Origin of the sequence: Pseudomonas sp. SORT22 (assembly GCF_018417635.1) — a bacterium.
GTDB lineage: Bacteria > Pseudomonadota > Gammaproteobacteria > Pseudomonadales > Pseudomonadaceae > Aquipseudomonas.
Window position 1 is genome coordinate 311,086 of sequence record NZ_CP071007.1, and the last position, 18,644, is coordinate 329,729.

Annotated in this window: 19 protein-coding genes; 8 read left to right on the forward strand and 11 right to left on the reverse strand. The window is 63.6% G+C overall.

Going from position 1 to position 18,644, the window contains the following annotated elements; all coding sequences use genetic code 11:
- The first annotated feature begins 54 nt into the window (after positions 1-54).
- Both amaB and amaA read left to right on the forward strand, forming a co-directional pair.
- Positions 55-1,545 carry an L-piperidine-6-carboxylate dehydrogenase gene (gene amaB, locus JYG36_RS01445; RefSeq protein WP_195885310.1) on the forward strand — a complete coding sequence of 497 codons (1,491 nt, stop codon included), beginning with the start codon at positions 55-57 and terminating at the stop codon, positions 1,543-1,545.
- Positions 1,546-1,656: 111 nt separating this feature from the next.
- On the forward strand, positions 1,657-2,943 hold the full coding sequence (gene amaA / locus JYG36_RS01450) for an L-pipecolate oxidase (protein ID WP_213602898.1): 1,287 nt from the start codon (positions 1,657-1,659) through the stop codon (positions 2,941-2,943).
- Positions 2,944-2,946: 3 nt separating this feature from the next.
- Here amaA and JYG36_RS01455 read toward each other — a convergent pair whose 3' ends face one another.
- From JYG36_RS01455 to JYG36_RS01470, 4 genes are all read right to left on the reverse strand, one after another.
- The gene (locus tag JYG36_RS01455) at positions 2,947-4,377 is read right to left on the reverse strand and encodes a mechanosensitive ion channel family protein (RefSeq protein WP_093378095.1); all 1,431 of its coding nucleotides are present in this window, start codon (positions 4,375-4,377) and stop codon (positions 2,947-2,949) included.
- A 55-nt stretch (positions 4,378-4,432) separates the two neighbouring features.
- Positions 4,433-5,926: a YifB family Mg chelatase-like AAA ATPase gene (locus tag JYG36_RS01460; protein ID WP_093378099.1), complete on the reverse strand. Its 1,494-nt coding sequence runs from the start codon at positions 5,924-5,926 to the stop codon at positions 4,433-4,435.
- A 260-nt stretch (positions 5,927-6,186) separates the two neighbouring features.
- Entirely contained in the window at positions 6,187-6,540 is a 354-nt protein-coding gene (locus JYG36_RS01465) for a gamma-glutamylcyclotransferase family protein (protein ID WP_093378104.1), read from the reverse strand.
- Between the two features lie 7 nt (positions 6,541-6,547).
- Positions 6,548-6,811 carry an accessory factor UbiK family protein gene (locus JYG36_RS01470; RefSeq protein WP_010221117.1) on the reverse strand — a complete coding sequence of 88 codons (264 nt, stop codon included), beginning with the start codon at positions 6,809-6,811 and terminating at the stop codon, positions 6,548-6,550.
- Positions 6,812-7,140: 329 nt separating this feature from the next.
- Here JYG36_RS01470 and glnK point away from each other — a divergent pair, with 329 nt between their 5' ends.
- The 3 genes from glnK (at position 7,141) to sutA (ending at position 9,646) form a co-directional block, all read left to right on the forward strand.
- Entirely contained in the window at positions 7,141-7,479 is a 339-nt protein-coding gene (glnK, locus tag JYG36_RS01475; RefSeq protein WP_002555808.1) for a P-II family nitrogen regulator, read from the forward strand.
- Between the two features lie 41 nt (positions 7,480-7,520).
- Positions 7,521-8,855: an ammonium transporter gene (locus tag JYG36_RS01480; RefSeq protein WP_045200968.1), complete on the forward strand. Its 1,335-nt coding sequence runs from the start codon at positions 7,521-7,523 to the stop codon at positions 8,853-8,855.
- A gap of 464 nt (positions 8,856-9,319) precedes the next feature.
- Positions 9,320-9,646: a dormancy-specific transcriptional regulator SutA gene (gene sutA, locus JYG36_RS01485; RefSeq protein ID WP_093378113.1), complete on the forward strand. Its 327-nt coding sequence runs from the start codon at positions 9,320-9,322 to the stop codon at positions 9,644-9,646.
- A 163-nt stretch (positions 9,647-9,809) separates the two neighbouring features.
- Here sutA and JYG36_RS01490 read toward each other — a convergent pair whose 3' ends face one another.
- The 6 genes from JYG36_RS01490 to lptM are packed head-to-tail and all read right to left on the reverse strand — an operon-like array spanning position 9,810 to position 14,381.
- Complete coding sequence (locus tag JYG36_RS01490) at positions 9,810-10,505, reverse strand: HAD family hydrolase (RefSeq protein WP_045200972.1); 696 nt, start codon at positions 10,503-10,505, stop codon at positions 9,810-9,812.
- Entirely contained in the window at positions 10,502-11,401 is a 900-nt protein-coding gene (gene xerC, locus JYG36_RS01495) for a tyrosine recombinase XerC (protein WP_213602900.1), read from the reverse strand. Before xerC ends, JYG36_RS01490 begins: the two co-directional genes overlap by 4 nt.
- Positions 11,401-12,138: a DUF484 family protein gene (locus tag JYG36_RS01500; protein ID WP_045200976.1), complete on the reverse strand. Its 738-nt coding sequence runs from the start codon at positions 12,136-12,138 to the stop codon at positions 11,401-11,403. The genes xerC and JYG36_RS01500 overlap by 1 nt, the downstream gene beginning before the upstream one ends.
- A gap of 13 nt (positions 12,139-12,151) precedes the next feature.
- Positions 12,152-12,982 (reverse strand): diaminopimelate epimerase, encoded by an 831-nt coding sequence (gene dapF / locus JYG36_RS01505; protein ID WP_093378122.1) that lies wholly within the window; start codon positions 12,980-12,982, stop codon positions 12,152-12,154.
- A gap of 4 nt (positions 12,983-12,986) precedes the next feature.
- Entirely contained in the window at positions 12,987-14,234 is a 1,248-nt protein-coding gene (lysA, locus tag JYG36_RS01510) for a diaminopimelate decarboxylase (RefSeq protein ID WP_093378127.1), read from the reverse strand.
- A 9-nt stretch (positions 14,235-14,243) separates the two neighbouring features.
- Positions 14,244-14,381, reverse strand: coding sequence for an LPS translocon maturation chaperone LptM (lptM, locus tag JYG36_RS01515; protein WP_045200983.1), 138 nt, complete (start codon positions 14,379-14,381; stop codon positions 14,244-14,246).
- Positions 14,382-14,576: 195 nt separating this feature from the next.
- On the opposite strand from lptM, the gene cyaY reads away from it, so the two are divergent.
- From cyaY to rnk, 3 genes are all read left to right on the forward strand, one after another.
- Complete coding sequence (gene cyaY, locus JYG36_RS01520) at positions 14,577-14,909, forward strand: iron donor protein CyaY (RefSeq protein WP_045200985.1); 333 nt, start codon at positions 14,577-14,579, stop codon at positions 14,907-14,909.
- Positions 14,909-15,130, forward strand: coding sequence for a DUF1289 domain-containing protein (locus JYG36_RS01525; protein WP_045200987.1), 222 nt, complete (start codon positions 14,909-14,911; stop codon positions 15,128-15,130). The genes cyaY and JYG36_RS01525 overlap by 1 nt, the downstream gene beginning before the upstream one ends.
- A 133-nt stretch (positions 15,131-15,263) precedes the next feature.
- Complete coding sequence (gene rnk, locus JYG36_RS01530; RefSeq protein ID WP_045200989.1) at positions 15,264-15,683, forward strand: nucleoside diphosphate kinase regulator; 420 nt, start codon at positions 15,264-15,266, stop codon at positions 15,681-15,683.
- A 3-nt stretch (positions 15,684-15,686) separates the two neighbouring features.
- Here rnk and JYG36_RS01535 read toward each other — a convergent pair whose 3' ends face one another.
- Positions 15,687-18,533, reverse strand: coding sequence for a class I adenylate cyclase (locus tag JYG36_RS01535; protein WP_213602902.1), 2,847 nt, complete (start codon positions 18,531-18,533; stop codon positions 15,687-15,689).
- Between the last annotated feature and the right edge of the window lie 111 nt (positions 18,534-18,644).

Here is an 18,644-nt window from a genome sequence, read left to right on the forward strand (position 1 = left end):
TTAATACTGATCCCTATCACTATTTCAACCACTCATCGCATGCAGGAGAAGAAAATGGTTGATGGACTGCTTGACCGCCTCGGTGTCCCGGCCACTGCCTACACCCACGGTAACCATCCCGTTCACACCCCTATCGATGGCAGCGCGATTGCCGCGGTGCACCTGGAAAGCAAAGCCCAGGTAACCGCCAAGATCGATCAGGCCGAAAAAGCCTTCCAGGCCTGGCGCAACGTCCCGGCCCCACGCCGCGGTGAGTTGATCCGCCTGTTCGGCGAAGTATTGCGCAAGCACAAGGCCGAGCTCGGCGAGCTGGTGTCGATCGAAGCCGGCAAGATCACCCAGGAAGGCCTGGGCGAAGTGCAGGAAATGATCGACATCTGCGACTTCGCCGTCGGCCTGTCGCGTCAGCTCTATGGCCTGACTATCGCCTCCGAGCGCCCGGGCCACCATATGCGTGAAACCTGGCACCCGTTGGGCGTGGTTGGAGTGATCAGCGCCTTCAACTTCCCCGTCGCGGTCTGGGCCTGGAACACCACCCTGGCATTGGTGTGCGGCAACGCCGTGGTCTGGAAGCCGTCGGAGAAAACCCCGCTGACCGCGCTGGCCTGCCAGGCGCTGTTCGAAAAAGCCCTGAAAGCCTTTGGTGATGCGCCAGAAGGCCTGAGCCAGTTGATCATCGGTGATCGTGAGGCCGGCGAAGCGCTGGTCGACGATCCGCGCGTGCCGCTGGTTAGCGCCACCGGCAGCACCCGCATGGGCCGTGAAGTCGGCCCGCGGGTGGCTGCACGTTTCGGCCGCAGCATCCTCGAACTGGGTGGCAACAACGCGATGATTCTTGCACCGAGTGCCGACCTGGATCTGGCCGTGCGCGGCATCCTCTTCAGCGCCGTCGGTACTGCTGGCCAGCGCTGCACCACCTTGCGCCGGCTGATCGTCCATCGCTCGATCAAGGACGAAGTGGTTGCTCGGGTCAAAGCCGCCTATGCCAAGGTTCGTATCGGCGACCCGCGCAAGGACAACCTGGTCGGCCCGCTGATCGACAAGGCTTCGTTCGAAGGCATGCAGGACGCTTTGGCGCGCGCCCGCGATGAAGGCGGCCAGGTGTTTGGCGGTGAGCGGCAGATTCAGGACCAGTACCCGAATGCCTACTACGTGGCCCCGGCGATCGTCGAGATGCCTGGCCAGAGCGCCGTGGTTCGTCATGAAACCTTTGCACCGATCCTCTACGTGCTGGCCTACGACGAGTTCGAAGAAGCCCTGCGCCTGAACAACGAAGTGCCGCAAGGTTTGTCGTCGTGCATCTTCACCACCGACCTGCGCGAAGCCGAGCGCTTCCAGAGCGCCGCGGGCAGTGACTGCGGGATTGCCAACGTCAACATTGGCACCAGCGGTGCGGAGATTGGCGGGGCGTTTGGCGGTGAGAAGGAAACCGGCGGTGGCCGTGAGTCGGGCTCGGATTCGTGGAAGGCCTACATGCGCCGGCAGACCAATACCGTGAACTATTCCCGCGAGCTGCCGTTGGCGCAGGGGATCGTGTTCGACTGACGGGCCCTATCGCGGGGCAAGCCCGCTCCCACAGGGGAGGTGATCTCTGTGGGAGCGGGCTTGCCCCGCGATCAGAACACCACTGTACAAGAATAAAACAGGAAGCCGGCCATGCCAGAACTGCGTCAACAATGCCTCTGGGAGCACGTCACCCAGCCCGCCGCGCCGTCCCGTGTGCTGAGCGCCGAACTCAAGGCCGATGTGTGCATCATCGGCGGCGGCATCACTGGCCTGTCGGCAGCCATCCACCTGCTTGAGCAGGGCAAGTCAGTCATCCTGCTCGAAGCCTGGAAAATCGGCCACGGAGGTTCCGGGCGCAACGTTGGCCTGGTCAACGCCGGCACCTGGATTCGCCCGGACGACGTCGAAGCGACCCTGGGCCAGAAGCAAGGCAGCCGCCTGAACAAGGTGCTGGGCGAAGCGCCGGGCGAGGTGTTCGCCACCATCGAACGCCTGGGTATCGACTGCCAGGCGCACAACAGCGGCACCCTGCACATGGCCCACAACGCCACCGGCGTTGCCGACCTCCAAGCCCGTCACCAGCAATGGAGCAGTCGCGGTGCCGATGTCGAACTGCTGACCGGGGCAAAGTGCGAAGAATATTGCGGTACTGACAAGATTTCCGCCGCGCTGCTTGATCGCCGCGCCGGCACCATCAACCCCATGGGGTATACCCAGGGCCTGGCCGCTGCGGTCGAGCGCCTGGGCGGGCAGATCTTCCAGCAGTCCGCCGTGCAAGGCCTGGAGCGTGAAGGCAGCAATTGGCGAGTGAAAACCGCCCAGGGTTCGGTCAGTGCCGACAAGGTGGTGATCTCCACCGGCGCCTACACCGAGGGCGACTGGACCAACCTGCAACGCCAGTTCTTCCGCGGTTACTACTACCAGGTCGCTTCGGTACCGCTGCAAGGCGCCGCTGCCGACAACGTGCTCAAGCACGGCCAGGGTTCATGGGATACGCGCACGGTGCTCAGCAGCATCCGTCGCGATGTTCAGGGTCGGCTGTTGCTCGGCAGCCTTGGGCGGGTCGACAACAAGCCGGCCTGGTTCATCCGCAGCTGGGCCGATCGCATCCAGAACCATTACTTCCCGCAACTGGGCAAAGTCGAGTGGGAAATGCATTGGACCGGTTGCATCGACTTCACCCCGGACCACCTGATGCGCCTGTTCGAGCCAGCGCCGGGCATCGTCGCCGTCACCGGCTACAACGGCCGCGGCAACACCACCGGCACAGTGATCGGCAAAGCCTTCGCCCAGTACCTGTTGTGCGATAACCCCGATGCCTTGCCGATTCCGTTCTCGGCGATGAAACCGGTGTCGGCGCCGGCGCTGCGGACCGGCTTCTACGAAACCGGGTTCTCGCTGTATCACGCCGGGCAGTGCTTGCGCGTGGTGCTCTGACCGCTACTTGTGCAGCCAGCTGAGAAAGCCGCCTTTCTTGATGGCTGCAGGTTTTTGCTCGAGCAGTGACTGGCGGGTTTGCTGGCGGATGCGTTGCAACTTGATCAGTGCGGTCTTGACCTCGGTGCGTTGTTCCAGGCAGCTGCGTACTTCGTCCTTGTCGATACGGTAGAGGATGCAACTGGTCAGGGTGCGGAACTCGGCAGTGGAGTCTTCCGCTTCGAGCAGGCCTTCCACCCCCAGCACCTCACCCGGACCCATGCGCCCGGCTTCGAGCTGCTTGTCGCCATCACTAACACCCACCGACACTACCCCGGTGCCAATCACCAGCAGGTAGTCCGAACTGTCGCCGACGCCGAGGATCACCTGGTCGGCCAGGTATTCCACAGCGGTCATGCGCTGGCTGAGGTTGTCTTTTTCCTCGTTGCTGAGCGAACGGAAGATGCGCACGTCTTCGAGCAGGGCGCGCTGACGGTTCCACACCTGGCCTTGCTGGGAGTCGCTGTTCCACACTACGCCGGCGGCTTCCAGGTGCCGGTGGGCGAGGTCGAACATATGGTTACGCACCTCGGTCTTCTGGCTCATGGCACTGACAAAACCGCTGGCCTCGTACTCCACCGATTCCAGGCTCGAACTCTTGATCGTGGCTTTCGGTGCCGGGCTGGTCAGCAAGGTACGTGTGCCTTGCAGGGTTTTTTCCAGGGCATCGAGCACCCGTCGCGGGCGTACCTTGGCCGGCACCACGACGCTGATGGAGACGCCATGCACATCGCTGGGCTGGCTGAAATTAAGCAGCTTGGCCTTGGCCGCCACCGAGTTGGGAATCACCGCCATGCTGCCGTTGCCAGTCAGCAAGCGGGTGGCGCGCCAGTCGATCTCGATGACCTTGCCTTCGGTGCCGTCGATGCTGATCGAGTCGCCGATCTGATAGGGGCGGGTGGTGTTCAGCACAATGCCGGAGAACACGTCGCTGAGCGTGCTCTGCAGCGCCAGGCCGATGACGATCGCCATCACCCCCGAGGTGGCCAGCAGGCCTTTGACCGGCAACTGCAACACATAGGCCGCCGCAGCCACAATGGCCACCAGGAAAATCACCGCCCCCAGCACATCCTGCAGCAAGCGCCCGGTGTGGCCGCTACGGGCCACCAGCACCAAGCCAATCACCACCGTCGCGGTACGCGCCGCAAACAGCCACCAGGCAATCCCCAGCACCGTAGCGAGCAGATTACGCGGCACATCCTCGACCCAGGGCGCAGGTTGTAGCGGGCTGACCCCGGCGCTGATCAGCACCCAGGTGAACAGCGAAAACACCAGCAAACGCGCAGCGATGCGCCAGGGCCGGCGATTGACGGGTATCAGTTGCCAGAGCGTGAGGTCGAGCACGATCAGGGTAATGCCGAGCAACAGCGGGTAACTCTGGGCGAATGCGAACATACCGGTCTCGGTGCGGTGGGCTGTTGCCAAGTTAAGAGCAGAATGCGGGCAATTACTACTGGTTGCTCGGGCGATAGTGCAGCGCTTCAGCCAGGTGCCCGCGTCCGATGTTTTCAGCCTGTTCCAGGTCGGCCAGGGTGCGCGCCACCTTGAGCAGGCGATGGGCGGCGCGCAAGGACAGGGTCAGGCGTTCGCAGGCGCTTTCCAGCCAGCTCTGGTCGGCTGTGGATAACCCGCAGTAATGGCGCAGGCCGGGCAGGTCGAGGAAGGCGTTGGCACAGCCCTGGCGCTGTTGCTGGATGTCGCGGGCGGCGGCGACTTGCGCGGCAATGGTGGCGCTGCTTTCGCCGTGGCTGCTGTTGGTGGACAGTGCCGTGGCTTCGCGGGCGACGGTCAGGTGCAGGTCGATACGGTCGAGCAGGGGCCCGGAGAGTTTGTTGCGGTAGCGCTGGATCTGTTCGCTGCTGCAGCGACAGCGGCCGGTGGGGTCGCCAAGATATCCACAGGGGCAGGGGTTCATGGCGGCGACCAGCTGGAAGCGCGCTGGAAAGCGGATTTTGTCCTTGGCCCGGGCGATGACGATTTCGCCGGATTCCAGCGGTTCGCGCAGCACTTCCAGTACCCGCCGCTCGAACTCCGGCAGCTCATCGAGGAACAGCACGCCGTGATGGGCCAGGGTTATCTCTCCTGGTTGCGGTCGGCTGCCACCGCCGACCAGTGCAGCACCGGAGGCCGAGTGATGCGGATGGCGAAACGGCCGCTGCGGCCAACTGTTCAGCGGCACATGGCTGGCCACCGACTGTATCGCCGCCACCTCCAGCGCTTCGCGTTCATCCAGCGGTGGCAACAGGCCGGGCAGGCGGCTGGCGAGCAGGGTCTTGCCGGTGCCCGGTGGGCCGCTGAACAGCAGGTTGTGCGCACCGGCGGCGGCAACCAGCAGTGCGCGCTTGGCGGCTTGCTGGCCCTGTACTTCGTTGAGGTCGGGGTAGGGACGGATCTGTAGCAACAGGCCGTTGGCAGCGTAGGGATTGAGCGGGCTCTGGCCGTTGAAGTGGGCGACCAGTTCCAGCAGGTGACTGACTGCAAACACTACCAGGCCCGATGCTAAACAGGCTTCTTCGGCATTCTCTTGCGGCACCACCAAGGCCCGGCCGGCTTCTCGTGCCGCCAAGGCAGCGGGCAGTACGCCTTGCACCGAGCGGATTGCCCCGGACAGCGCCAGTTCACCCAGGCATTCCACCTCGCCAAGCGCTGCAATCGGGAACTGGCCGTTGGCGGCAAGGATCCCCAGGGCGATGGCGAGGTCAAAGCGTCCGCCATCCTTGGGTAAATCCGCGGGTGCAAGGTTAAGGGTGATGCGCCGGGCGGGGAATTCCAGGCCGGAATTGAGGATCGCGCTGCGCACCCGATCCTTGCTTTCTTTCACGGTCGCTTCCGGCAGGCCAACCAGGGTCAGTGCCGGCAGACCATTGGCCAGATGCGCTTCAACACTGACCGCCGGGGCCGAAACACCGACCTGGGCACGGCTGTGGACAAGGGCGAGGGACATGAACGCTCCATGATCTAGACAAAGCCGCGTCCTGCGGCTCTGCAAGCGTAGTGGGGTGGAGCGGATCGGGGCGGGGAAGAGTGAGTCTGGTTTTTACAGGACCACTAGTGCGAGCGCTGCGCACTCGATCGCCGGCAAGCCAGCTCCGACAGGTTCAGCACTGTTCTCAGGCTTGTAGGAGCGGGCTTGACCCGCGATGAGGCCAGTACAGCCAGCCACGCCGAGCGTTATGTGCGACGCCTTGACCACTACCGCGTCGCTCAGGCGCGCACGTAAACCCAGGCCGTCAGACCAGAGGCCAGGGTCACCGCAACCCGCTTGTAGTCGGACACTTCATAGGCATCCGCCGCGGCAAGTTCGGCTTCGCTGATCTGCAAGACCATGCCGGGTACGCTGTCGTCGGCATTGCTGCTGGGGGTGACGATCGGGTGGTGGGTCTTGCCGCTGGTGGCCAGGACTTGCGGGTCGGTGATTTCCACCCAGGCCTGGCTGTAACCGAGCATCTGGTCCTCCTGGCCGACCAGTTCACGGCCGAAGTTGGCCAACTGCACAGCTTTGTCCTGCAGGGTGCCATAGGAGAACAACAGCACCGGGTACTCAGTAGAAGGCGTCATCGCAAGCTCACTCGGCAGCAGGCGGGTTCAGGCGTGCTTCCATTTCCGCGACCTTGGCTTCGAGCGCCTCAAGACGGGCGCGGGTGCGGGCCAGGACGACCATCTGGCTGTCGAATTCTTCCCGGCTGACCAGCTCGAGTTTGCTGAAGCCGCTTTGCAGCAGGGCTTTGAACTGGCTTTCGATTTCGCTGCGAGGCTGCGAGGTGTCGCCGCTGAACAGGCGCGAGGCCTGGTCGCTCAGGGCATCAAGAAAGGCTTTGGGCGCGAGCATGTTCGGCTGTCCACAGTATGCAATGGGGCGCCAGTGTAACACGCAGCCTCAGCGCCCCAATGCTGCACGCTTTTCGCGCATGGCGGCGAAACGCCGCGCACCGTTGTTGTGCAGCAAACCCGTGCTGGCGACTGGCCAAGTCGGGTTGTGCAACCTAAGTCCCTGTAATCCGGGGCTTTAACCATTCTGGCAAGGTTTCTGCTATGTCCTTCATGACCCATGCACTGATGCAGTCACCATGACGACGCGTTACAAAGCCAGGCACTGCGCTTAGACTTGAGTCGGGTTTGTTTTCCTGGGGCAAGTCCACCAATTCGGGAGAGAGTTTCATGAAGCTAGTCACTGCCATCATCAAGCCGTTCAAGTTGGACGACGTGCGCGAGTCGCTGTCCGAAATCGGCGTGCAGGGCATTACTGTCACTGAAGTCAAAGGTTTCGGCCGGCAGAAAGGTCACACCGAGCTGTATCGCGGCGCTGAGTATGTGGTCGATTTTCTGCCCAAGGTGAAGATCGACGTCGCCATCGACGACAAGGATCTGGACCGGGTCATCGAGGCGATCACCAAGGCGGCCAACACCGGCAAGATCGGTGACGGCAAGATTTTCGTGGTCAATCTGGAGCAGGCGATTCGCATCCGTACCGGCGAAACCGATACCGACGCGATCTAAAAAAAGCCTCACCAAACCCCAACGCCCCAGGAGATAACAATATGACTCTGCGTCAGTTCGCAGGGCTAGGAGCCCTTTTGTCCCTCGTAATGCCTGGCCTGGCCCTGGCAGAGGAGGCGGCAGCCCCCGTGCTCAACTCCGGCGACACCGCCTGGATGTTGACCGCTACAGCCCTGGTGCTGTTCATGACCATCCCTGGTCTGGCCCTGTTCTACGGCGGCATGGTGCGTTCCAAGAACGTGCTGTCGGTGATGATGCAGTGCTTTGCGATCACCGGCCTGATCAGCGTCCTGTGGGTGGTTTACGGCTACAGCCTGGCCTTCGATACCACCGGTATGGAGCAAGGTGTCGTCAACTTCAATTCCTTCGTTGGCGGTCTGTCCAAGGCGTTCCTCGCCGGCGTGACCCCGGCGAGCCTGACCTCTTCGGCGGCGCTGTTCCCTGAAGCGGTGTTCATCACCTTCCAGATGACCTTCGCGATCATCACCCCGGCGCTGATCGTCGGCGCCTTTGCCGAGCGCATGAAGTTCTCGGCGATGCTGATCTTCATGGCCATCTGGTTCACCCTGGTCTATGCGCCCATCGCCCATATGGTCTGGAGCGGTAACGGCGGCCTGATGTGGGATTGGGGCGTGCTCGATTTCGCTGGCGGCACCGTGGTGCACATCAACGCCGGTATTGCCGGCCTGGTGGCCTGCCTGGTACTGGGCAAGCGCAAGGGCTTCCCGACCACGCCAATGGCGCCGCACAACCTCGGCTATACGCTGATGGGCGCGGCCATGCTGTGGATTGGCTGGTTCGGCTTCAACGCAGGCTCCGCCGCTGCCGCCAACGGCACCGCCGGCATGGCCATGCTGGTGACCCAGATTGCTACCGCCGCAGCGGCCCTGGGCTGGATGTTCGCCGAGTGGCTGACCCACGGTAAGCCAAGCGCACTGGGCATCGCCTCGGGCGTGGTCGCAGGTCTTGTGGCCATCACCCCGGCTGCCGGCACTGTCGGGCCGATGGGCGCCCTGGTAATCGGCCTGGTGGCGGGCGTGATCTGCTACTTCTGCGCCACCAGCCTCAAGCGCAAGCTGGGTTACGACGACTCCCTGGATGCCTTCGGCGTGCACGGCATCGGCGGTATTGTCGGCGCGATCCTCACCGGCGTGTTCGCAGCCCCGGCACTGGGCGGCTTCGGCACCGTCGAAGACATCGGCGCGCAAGTCTGGATTCAGGCCAAGGGCGTCGGCTTTACCGTGATCTACACCGCGATCGTCACCTACGTGATTCTCAAGGTGCTGGATCTGGTCATGGGCCTGCGGGTCAACGAAGAAGAAGAGTCGGTCGGTCTCGACCTGGCGCAACACAACGAGCGCGGCTACAACCTGTAACGTCCTCGAAAAAATCTTGCCCGGCTTGCCGGGCATTTTTTTGTCCGGATTTTGTCACTTCTCTCAGGCGCAAACGGTTTCTTGCCGCGCTTAGATGGCTGCGTGCGACGTGGGCAGAAAACTTACAGCGCTCAGTGAAATTTAGGCACTTTGCTTTTTCTCTGAGCACGCTAGAATGCGCGCCGAAGGGTGCTGACGAGCTGTCCGCAAACTTCCGTACCCTTTGCTAGGCTTGCCAATAAGCGAGTCGATCATGCCAGGGTATGTCGGCGCATTACCGCCGCCCGCTCTTTATTTGTACAGACCTCGCCCGTGACGTGGGGTTTGCCCGGTTCTCGCCATTCGTTGTGGCGCAACCACGGCCCGCAGCCTGCCTGCGGTCCTTGAATTTTTTCTGGCAGCTGTCGATTTTCGACGTTGCTGGTCTATAACTAATCTGCTTTTCGCAAGTCATGAGGTAGAACATGAGCGACGACGATCTGGAAAATGACGACCTCGAAGTAGGCGATGAAGACGAAGGCGATGAAGGCCTCGAAGCGGCAGCCGATGATGTGGCTGACGACAGCGGCGACGACAGCCCGGCTCCCGTAGCCAAAGGCAAGTCGAAGTCGGCGGCAGTCTCGGTAGAAGACATGCCGAGCATGGAAGCCAAGCAGAAGGAGCGTGATGCCCTGGCCAAGGCCATGGAAGAGTTTCTCTCCCGTGGTGGCAAGGTGCAGGAAGTGGAGGCCAACGTGGTCGCCGATCCGCCCAAGAAGCCGGACAACAAGTACGGTAGCCGCCCTATCTGAGTGGCCCCGTCAGCAAGAAAGCCCGCCGTCGCTGCGGGCTTTTTTGTGTCTGTAATGGTTGGGTCGCCGAAATGTGGGAGCGGGCTTGCCCCGCGATGCGATGTGCGCTGACAGTCCGCAATCGCGGGTCAAGTCGGGTCGCCGCACCGCCGCTCCCACAGAATTAACGCCAGCTGTTGAGCAGTTCAGGCAACTGCGACAGGCGCTGGATCTCTGCGTCAGGGCGGTTCTCGGCTTCCCAGGCCTTGCCCTGGGGGTTGAACCAGATCGCCCGCAGGCCGGCGCGCTGGGCCCCGGCAATGTCATCGCCGGGGTGATCGCCAATGTGCACCGCCGCAGTCGCCTCGACTTCGCCCTGGCGCAGGGCTTCGAGGAAGGGTTGCGGGTCGGGTTTGCCGATGCCTAGGTCTTCGGCGCACAGGGCAAATTTGAAGTAATCGGCCAGGCCCAGGCGGCGCACATCGGCGTTGCCATTGGTGACCACGCCCAGGGTGTAGTGGTGACGGAGGATCTCCAGCACCGGCTGCACCTCAGGGAAGATATCGATCTGGTGGCGGGCGTGGAGGAACACTTCAAAGCCTTCGTTGGCCAGCTCACGGGCCTTGTTCTCGCTGTAGCCGACCTCTTCCAGGGCATGGAACAGTACGCGCCGGCGCAGGGCGCTGATGCGGTGCTTGAGCCCGGGTTCTGCCTGCACCAGGCGCTCGCGAATGGCATACAGGTGCTCGACCGGAACCGCGCCCAGGGTTGGCGCATTGGCTGCCAGCCAGTCGCGCAGGGTGGTCTCGGCGCTGACGATCACTGGTGCGGTGTCCCACAGGGTGTCGTCGAGGTCGAAGGTGATCAGCTTGATGCTCATGAGTCACTGCCCTTACTGCGTTTGGCCCGGGGGTGGGCGCTGTCATACACGGCGGCCAGGTGCTGGAAGTCCAGGTGAGTGTAGATCTGCGTGGTGGCGATGTCGGCGTGGCCGAGCATCTCTTGCACGGCGCGCAGGTCCTGGGACGATTCCAGCAAGTGGCTGGCGAAGGAGTGTCGCAACATGTGCGGGTGCAGGTTCTGGCCCAGTTCGCGGGCGCCAGCGGCTTGCACCCGCAGTTGAATGGCCCGTGGGCCCAGGCGCCGGCCCTGCTGGCTGACGAACACCGCGCCGTCCTGCGGGCCGCTGCCGGCGCGCAGCACCAGCCATTGCTCCAGCGCCTCGCGGGCCTTGCGCCCGACTGGCAGCACGCGGGTCTTGCTGCCCTTGCCATGGACTTGCACCAGGCCACCGGGCAGGTCGAGCTGCTCCAGGTTGAGGCTGGTCAACTCCGACAGGCGCAGGCCGGAGGAGTAGAACAGCTCGAGCATGGCCTGGTCGCGGCGGGCGAGAAATTCATCTTCGACCGCGCCTTCCAGCAGTTGCAGGGCACGGTCGGTGTCGAGGGTCTTGGGCAGGCGCCGTTCGCCCTTGGGCGCTGACAGGCCGTTGGCCGGATCGTGGCTGCAGTGGCCTTCACGGTTGAGGTAACGGTAGAAACCGCGCACCGCTGAGAGCAGGCGGGCAAGGCTGCGCGAGGACTGGCCCTGGTGATGCTGGCGGGCGATCAGTTGGCGCAGGTGCTGGATCTGCAGGGCGTTCCAGCTGTCGATGCCGCTCTTGGTGCAGAACGCCAGGACGCTTTCGAGGTCGCGTCGGTAGGCCAGCTGGGTGTGTTCGGACACCTGGCGCTCGTTGCGCAAGTGCGCGCAGAAGGCCTCCAGCTGGCGTTCCACTAGCGCACCGGACGCAGGGTCTGGGTATGGCGCGGGACGACCCGGCCGAGCACTTCGGCGATGTAGCTGAGGAACAGGGTACCGACCGTGCTCTTGTAATGCTGCGGGTCGCGACTACCGATTGCCAGTACGCCGTGCAGGCCCTGGTGGTTGAGGGTGGCGACGGCGCTGGAGCCGACTTCCTTGCGCTGCTCTTCGCCGAACAGGAAGTCCAGCTCATGATCGCGCAAGTTGCCGCTGACCGTCTTGCCGGCGCACAACAGGCCGCCAATGGCTTGCTGGGCGTCGCCGCTGTTGACCCAGCGGCCGACCGGCGCGGCAGTTTCGCCGAACAGAATCAGGCTGACGAAGGGCACCTTGAACTCCTGGCGCAGGCTGTCTTCGACAGCCATCACCACGCTTTCGAGGCTGTCAGCATCGAGCAGGTCGAGGATCAGCCGGCGGGTCTTGTCGAACAGCCGGTCGTTGTCGCGGGCCACGTCCATCAGTTGCGACAGGCGGTGACGCATCTCGATATTGCGGTCGCGCAGCAGCTTGAGCTGGCGCTCGACCAGCGACACGCTATCGCCACGCTGATGGGGAATGTGCAGCTCGCTGAGCAGTTCGTCGTGCTCGGCGAAGAACGTCGGGTTGTCGCGCAGGTAGGCAACCACGGCCTCAGCCCCGAGGGTGGGCGTCGAGCCCTCGGCGCTAAGGTCGGTGGGCTGTTCGGCGGGAGCCTGGGGCTGATCGGTCATGGCTGGTACTCACTCATAGACGAACCTGTCCTTCAAACACACGTACGGCGGGGCCGGTCATCAACACCGGTTTGCCCGGGCCTGCCCATTCGATGGACAGGCGCCCACCCGGCAGGTCGATCAACAGCGGTGAATCCATCCAGCCCTGGCTGATCGCCGCCACGGCAGCGGCGCAGGCACCGGTACCGCAGGCCTGGGTTTCGCCCGCGCCGCGTTCCCACACCCGCAGTTGCGCGCGGTGACGGTCGATGACCTGGATGAAACCGACATTGACCCGCTGCGGGAAGCGCGGGTGATGTTCGATCTGCGCGCCCAGCTCGTGCACCGGCGCGGCGTTGATGTCGTCGACGCGCAGCACGGCATGGGGGTTGCCCATCGACACGGCGAAGAGTTCGACGTTGCGCCCTGCGACCTCGAGCGGGTAGCTCAGGGCCTGGGCCGGCGCGTCGAACGGGATCTCGGCCGGCACCAGCCGCGGCGGGCCCATGTCGACGCTGATCTGCCCGTCGTTGCGCACGTCCAGCTCGATGATGCCGCCTTTGGTTTCAACGCGGATGCGTTTTTTCGCAGTCAGGCGCTTGTCCAGCACGAAGCGCGCAAAGCAGCGCGCACCGTTGCCGCACTGTTCGACCTCGGAGCCGTCGGCGTTGAAGATCCGGTAGCGGAAATCCACTTCCGGATTGCTCGGCGCCTCGACGATCAGCAACTGGTCGAAACCGATGCCGGTGTGGCGGTCGCCCCATTGCTTGGCGTGCTTGGGTAAAATGTGCGCATGCTGGCTGACCAGGTCGAGGACCATGAAGTCGTTGCCCAGCCCATGCATCTTGGTAAAACGCAGCAGCATGGGTTTACTCCGGCAGCAGGCTTTCGCCGGCGAACAACTCGGCCACGGTTTCGCGACGACGCACTTCGAAGGCCTGGTCACCATCGACCAGCACTTCGGCACAACGACCACGGGTGTTGTAGTTCGAGCTCATGACAAAACCATAGGCGCCCGCCGAGTGCACCGCCAGCAGGTCGCCTTCGGCCAGGTTCAGCTCGCGCTCCTTGGCGAGGAAGTCGCCGGTTTCGCAGATCGGCCCGACGATGTCGTAAACACGGCCTTCGCCGGCACGCGGCTGCACCGCCGTAACGTTCATCCAGGCCTGGTACAGGGCTGGGCGGATCAGGTCGTTCATCGCCGCATCGACGATGGCGAAATCCTTGTGCTCGGTGTGCTTGAGGTACTCGACCTGGGTCAGCAGCACGCCAGCGTTGGCGACGATATAGCGGCCCGGTTCGAACACCAGGGCCAGGTCGCGGTCGCCGACGCGCTCGCGGATGGCCTTGATGTAGTCGCCGGCCAGCGGCGGCTCTTCGTCGCGATAACGCACACCGACGCCGCCACCCAGGTCCAGGTGACGCAGGAGGATGCCGCAGTCGCCGAGGCGGTCGATCAACGCCAGCAGGCGGTCGAGGGCATCGAGGAAGGGTTCCAGGGTGGTCAGCTGCGAGCCGATATGGCAGTCGACGCCGACCACTTCCAGGTTCGGCAGTTGCGCGGCGCGGATGTACACCTCTTCGGCATCGGCGATGGCGATACCGAACTTGTTTTCTTTCAGGCCCGTGGAGATGTACGGGTGGGTACCGGCATCGACGTCCGGGTTGACCCGCAGCGAAACCGGCGCGCGTACGCCCATTTCGGCGGCCACTACCTGCAGGCGCTCGAGCTCGTCGGTGGATTCGACGTTGAAGCAGTGCACGCCGACTTCCAGGGCGCGGCGCATGTCTTCGCGGGTTTTGCCGACGCCGGAGAACACCACGCGATCGGCACGCCCGCCCGCGGCCAGTACACGCTCCAGCTCACCGCCGGAAACGATGTCGAAACCTGCGCCCAGGCGGGCCAGCAGGTTCAGCACAGCGAGGTTGGAGTTGGCCTTGACGGCGAAGCACACCAGGTGCGAAACCCCCTCCAGAGCATCGGCGTAGCTACGGTACTGGGCCTCGATGTGGGCGCGCGAGTAGACGTAGGTCGGCGTGCCGAAACGTTCGGCGATGGCCGACAGGGCCACGCCTTCCGCGAACAGCTGACCGTCGCGGTAGTTGAAAGCGTCCATGGGTTACCCTTACTGGTGCTTGTGCGATTGCGACTTTTTACCGTCTTTGCTGTCGTCTGGCAGGTACAGCGGGCCCTTCTGGCCGCAGGCGGAAACGAGGCAGGCAACCGCGACGAGCGCCGCGAGGGTGGAGATCAGGCGCTTCATGGCGTAATCCTTTGTAATAAGCAGTATTGCGCCCGAGTATACCGAGCGCCCGGCCCCTTGCCTATGCGGGCAACCCGCCGTCGGGCGGGGTGGTGGCTGCGCTGCCTGGCGCAGGTCGGTATCCTTTGCATTCGGCGCGCCGCGCTCGTATCTTGCCCGGCTTGCGTGTGTGCAGACATTTTTGAGGTTCTTGCAATGAGTTTGACCGAAGCGCGTTTTCACGACCTGGTCGACGCGACCCAACAGGCGCTGGAAGACCTGTTCGACGAGACTGACCTGGATCTGGACATGGAGAACTCGGCAGGGGTCCTGACCATCAAGTTCGACAACGGCAGCCAGCTGATCTTCAGCCGCCAGGAACCGCTGCGCCAGCTGTGGCTGGCCGACAAGTCCGGTGGTTTCCACTTCGACTACGACGAGCAGAACGGCAAGTGGACCTGTGAAAAGACCGAGGAGCTGCTGGGCGAGATGCTGGAGCGCATCGTCTGGGAGCGGGCGGGTGAAAAGCTCGATTTCGACGACATCTGATGAGCAGCGCAGCCAAGCCGGCCAAGCCGCTCTACAGTAACGTCAGCCCGGCAGTACCGTCGCCGTGCATCAGCACCTGCCGGCTGGATGAACACAAGGTCTGCATCGGTTGCTATCGCCATGTCGAGGACATTCGCCAGTGGCGCGCGGCCGATGACGAGCAGCGCCGGCAGATCTGCCGCGAGGCGCTGGCGCGTCGACAGCTGGCCGGGTTGGCATAGACCCTGCGGGTATTGTGTATTTACTTGGCTGTGGTAGTGTCGAACCTGTTTCGGCTGTGCCGAATTCCTGCAAACCCCGCCCTTGGGCGGGGTTTTGCTTTATATCGCCCAAAAAAAGGAGTCTGACCGGATCATGAGCACCCACCCTTCCATTATCGTCACCCGCTTGGACGTGCAGCGTCTCGAGCGTCTGATCGACAGCCTCGATGAGAAGACGCAGGACTCGCCGGGTGTGCTCGCCTTGCAGGACGAGCTCGACCGCGCCGACCAGGTCGGTCACGAGGAAGTTCCGGCCGGTGTCGTGACCATGAACTCCCGGGTTCATTGCCGCGAAGAAGCCAGCGGCAAGGACTACCACCTGACCCTGGTCTACCCGAAAGACGCCAACGCCGACGAAGGCAAGATCTCTATCCTCGCGCCGATCGGCAGCGCGCTGCTGGGCTTGTCGGTAGGCGAGCAGATCGACTGGCCGGCCCCGGGCGGCAAGACCCTCAAGCTCAAGCTGCTTGAAGTCGAATACCAGCCAGAAGCGGCAGGTGACTTCGACCTCTGAGCCTCAAGCCTGCGCCAGGGCCTCGTTGAGCGCCCGCTCCAGTTCGCCCTTGTAGCGCAGGTAGAGAATGCTCGAGCCCAGGCCATCGGCCAGCAGGCCCGACAAGTCCAGGTCGGTGATGTAGCAGCGGTAGCGCTCAGCCTCGCGGCGCTGCTCGATGATCTCGCGGGCGACCACCGCATACAGCTGGTCGCCATGCTCGAGCTGGGAAAACTCCCGCTGATTGCAGTACAGCGTGACTTGTACGTCATCGCTGGCGCCGGCCTGCAGAATCGCCTGCACTTCGTAGTAGGGCCGGTCGATGGCCTTGACCTCGACCTGGCGCGCTTCTACCTGGCGAACCTTGCCAGTGCCTGATGGCAACAATTGGTAATAAAGAATATCCAGTGAACCCTGGGCCTGCAGGCTGTCCAGTGGCAGGCGCGCATCGCGGCGAAACACGATCGATTGCAAGAAGCGCTGCAGCGGCAACAACAGGCTGTTTTCATCGTGAAACGGCAAGCGCTGCTGCCACAGGGCATTGTGCTCATCGAGTACGTAGACATCCGCCCAGGTGTCCTGCAGCCGATAGAACAGCTGGATGCACTGCGGCTGGCCCAGCGGCAGCAGTTGCGCCAGGTCGAGCTCCTGCAGGGCATTGGCGTCCAGGTGCAGGGGGCTGTAGTCACTGCGTTCTTCACCGAGGTAGCGCAGCACCGCGTCCGGATCGTCGAGGGTCACCAGGTTTACCGCGCCGCGTTGCAGTTCCAGTACATGGGTGTGCTGCTCGACTTGCAACAAGTAGCGCTGGTTGAGGTTCTGCGCCAGCAGCGCCTGAGTGCTGGCGAACACTTCCTCGACCCGCAGGGCGATGGCCTGGGCGCGGTTGTGGCAGAAGCAGCGGACCCGCAGCCTGGGCGTGTGGCCGGCGCCCAGGCTGTTGAGGTAATCACGCAGGCAACGCAGCAGGGCATGTTCGCCGTCGTAGCGGTGCACCTGCACTTCGTTCCAGCTGTTGAGGGTGACCTGGTCGAGGGTCAGCACCAGGTTTTCGCGCACCCCGGCGTAGCTCAGCGAGTCAGTGCGCTCGGTGGTCATCAGGATGTTCAGGTCGCGGTGGTGCTGTAGCGGGTCGATGCCGACATTGACCAGCAGCAGGATCTCGTCCACCACGCTCGGTTGCAGCAGGCGCTGTTCGCTGACCACCGTCAGGGGCAGGGCGACGCTCTGTTGCAGGCTGCCGAGCAGGTTGAACAGCTCATACTCGCTCAGGTCGCTGCTGCCCGGGTGCAGGGCCAGGCGCGTGCTGCTGTCGATCACACCGTTGCGGTGCGCCCAGGTCAGCAGTTCGAGCAGTTCGCGGCAGCGTTTGATCGGCGCGAAGTGCTCCCACTCGTGCACGCCGAGGTTGCCGTTGTACAGGCCCCAGTGGGTCTGCCCGGGCTCTTTGCGGTTGGGTGACTGCACCAGGGTCAGGGTGTCTTCGGCGAGGTCCGGGGCGATGCCCGGGTTGATGAACTCAACCTTGCCGGCGCGCCGTTCAAAGGCGGCGTACAGGCGCCGGCCGAGCACGCTGAGATCGCGCTGGTCGATGCGGCTGGTGGCGTTCTGGCTGCGGGCAAACTGGCAGAGGAAGCGGTAGCTGTAGTTCAGCTCGGCTACCAGCTCCCGGCGCTCGACCGCCACCTGGCGGACTTTCCATTGGCTGCGGTTGTCGAGCAGCGCCAGCTGGCGTTGATCCCAGCTCCATTCCTGGCTCAGGCGCTGCAGCAGGTCCCGCTGCCAGCTGGCACTGCGCTGGCGGGCCAGGCCGCTGAGCTTCTTGTTGACCTTCAGGTACAGGCTGCGCCGCACCAGCTCCAGCCGCTCGCGTTCGCCGCGGCCTTGCAGGTACTGCTCGATACGCCGGTAGACCATCATGTAGGGGTCGAGCTCGTCGAGGTCGAGGCGATTGCTGAACACCGCCTGCTTGAACTGCAGGCTCAGGCACTGCACCTGCGGGTGTTCACTGGCGTAGACCTCGGTAAGCAGCAGCTTGAGCACCGACTTGTAGGGCGATTCAATGCCCTTGAACAGTTGCCAGAGCCCGGCGCCGACGAATTCGCCCGGAGGGATGTGCGCCAGGTGGCCGAGGTCGAGGTGGTCTTCAGCACGCACGAAACGCTTGGACAGCAGGGTCTGGATGTATTGCCGGTAGCGTGGTTCTTCATAGACCGGCACCAGCCACCACAAGGGTGTGCGCCCGGCCAGCCAGATGGCGGTGCGGTAGAACTCGTCGAGCAGCAGGTAATGCTGGGTGGTGCCGCAGTCATCGGAGCTGAGCTGGCCGTCGCGTTCGCCCTGAACGAAGCCTTGCGGCTCGATCAAGAACAGGTGGGCTTCGGCGCCCTGGCTGGCGGCCCAGATTTCCAGCAGCAGGCATTTCTTGCGCAACTCCGCCAGTTCGCTTTCGCTCAGGTCGGCGGCGTGACAGACCCAGACGTCCATGTCGCTCTGCTCGGCCTGGGCCAGGGTGCCCAGGCTGCCCATCAGGAACAGCCCGTGAATCGGCTGGGGCGGGTTGCCGCGCCGGGCCTTGTACGAAAATGAGCGGGTCAGGCGCTGGGCTTCGGCCAGCAGTTGCGCATCAGGCTCGAAGTTGGCGACCCCCGCAGGCGTCGTGCCTGAGACATAACCGGGCAACAGTGGGTGATTGACGTGAAAAAACAGCGGCAGCAGGGTCAAGACCTGCTGCTGGCGGCTCGACAGCCCGTCCATGGCCCGCCCCAGGCGCCCCTGGTTGAGCTTCAGGAAGCGTTGGCGCAGCTGGCTGAGCACCTTGCGGTCAATGCCCTGGTCGAGGTCGGGGCGAATTTCGTGGGGGTGGTTCATGGCGAGCTGAAACCGGCCGTCTAGGGAGCAATGGCGAGTTTAAGTGGTATTTGGAATTTGACGCCATTTTATTAGCGCTTGACGCATCGCGGGGCAAGTCGGGGCGCCGCA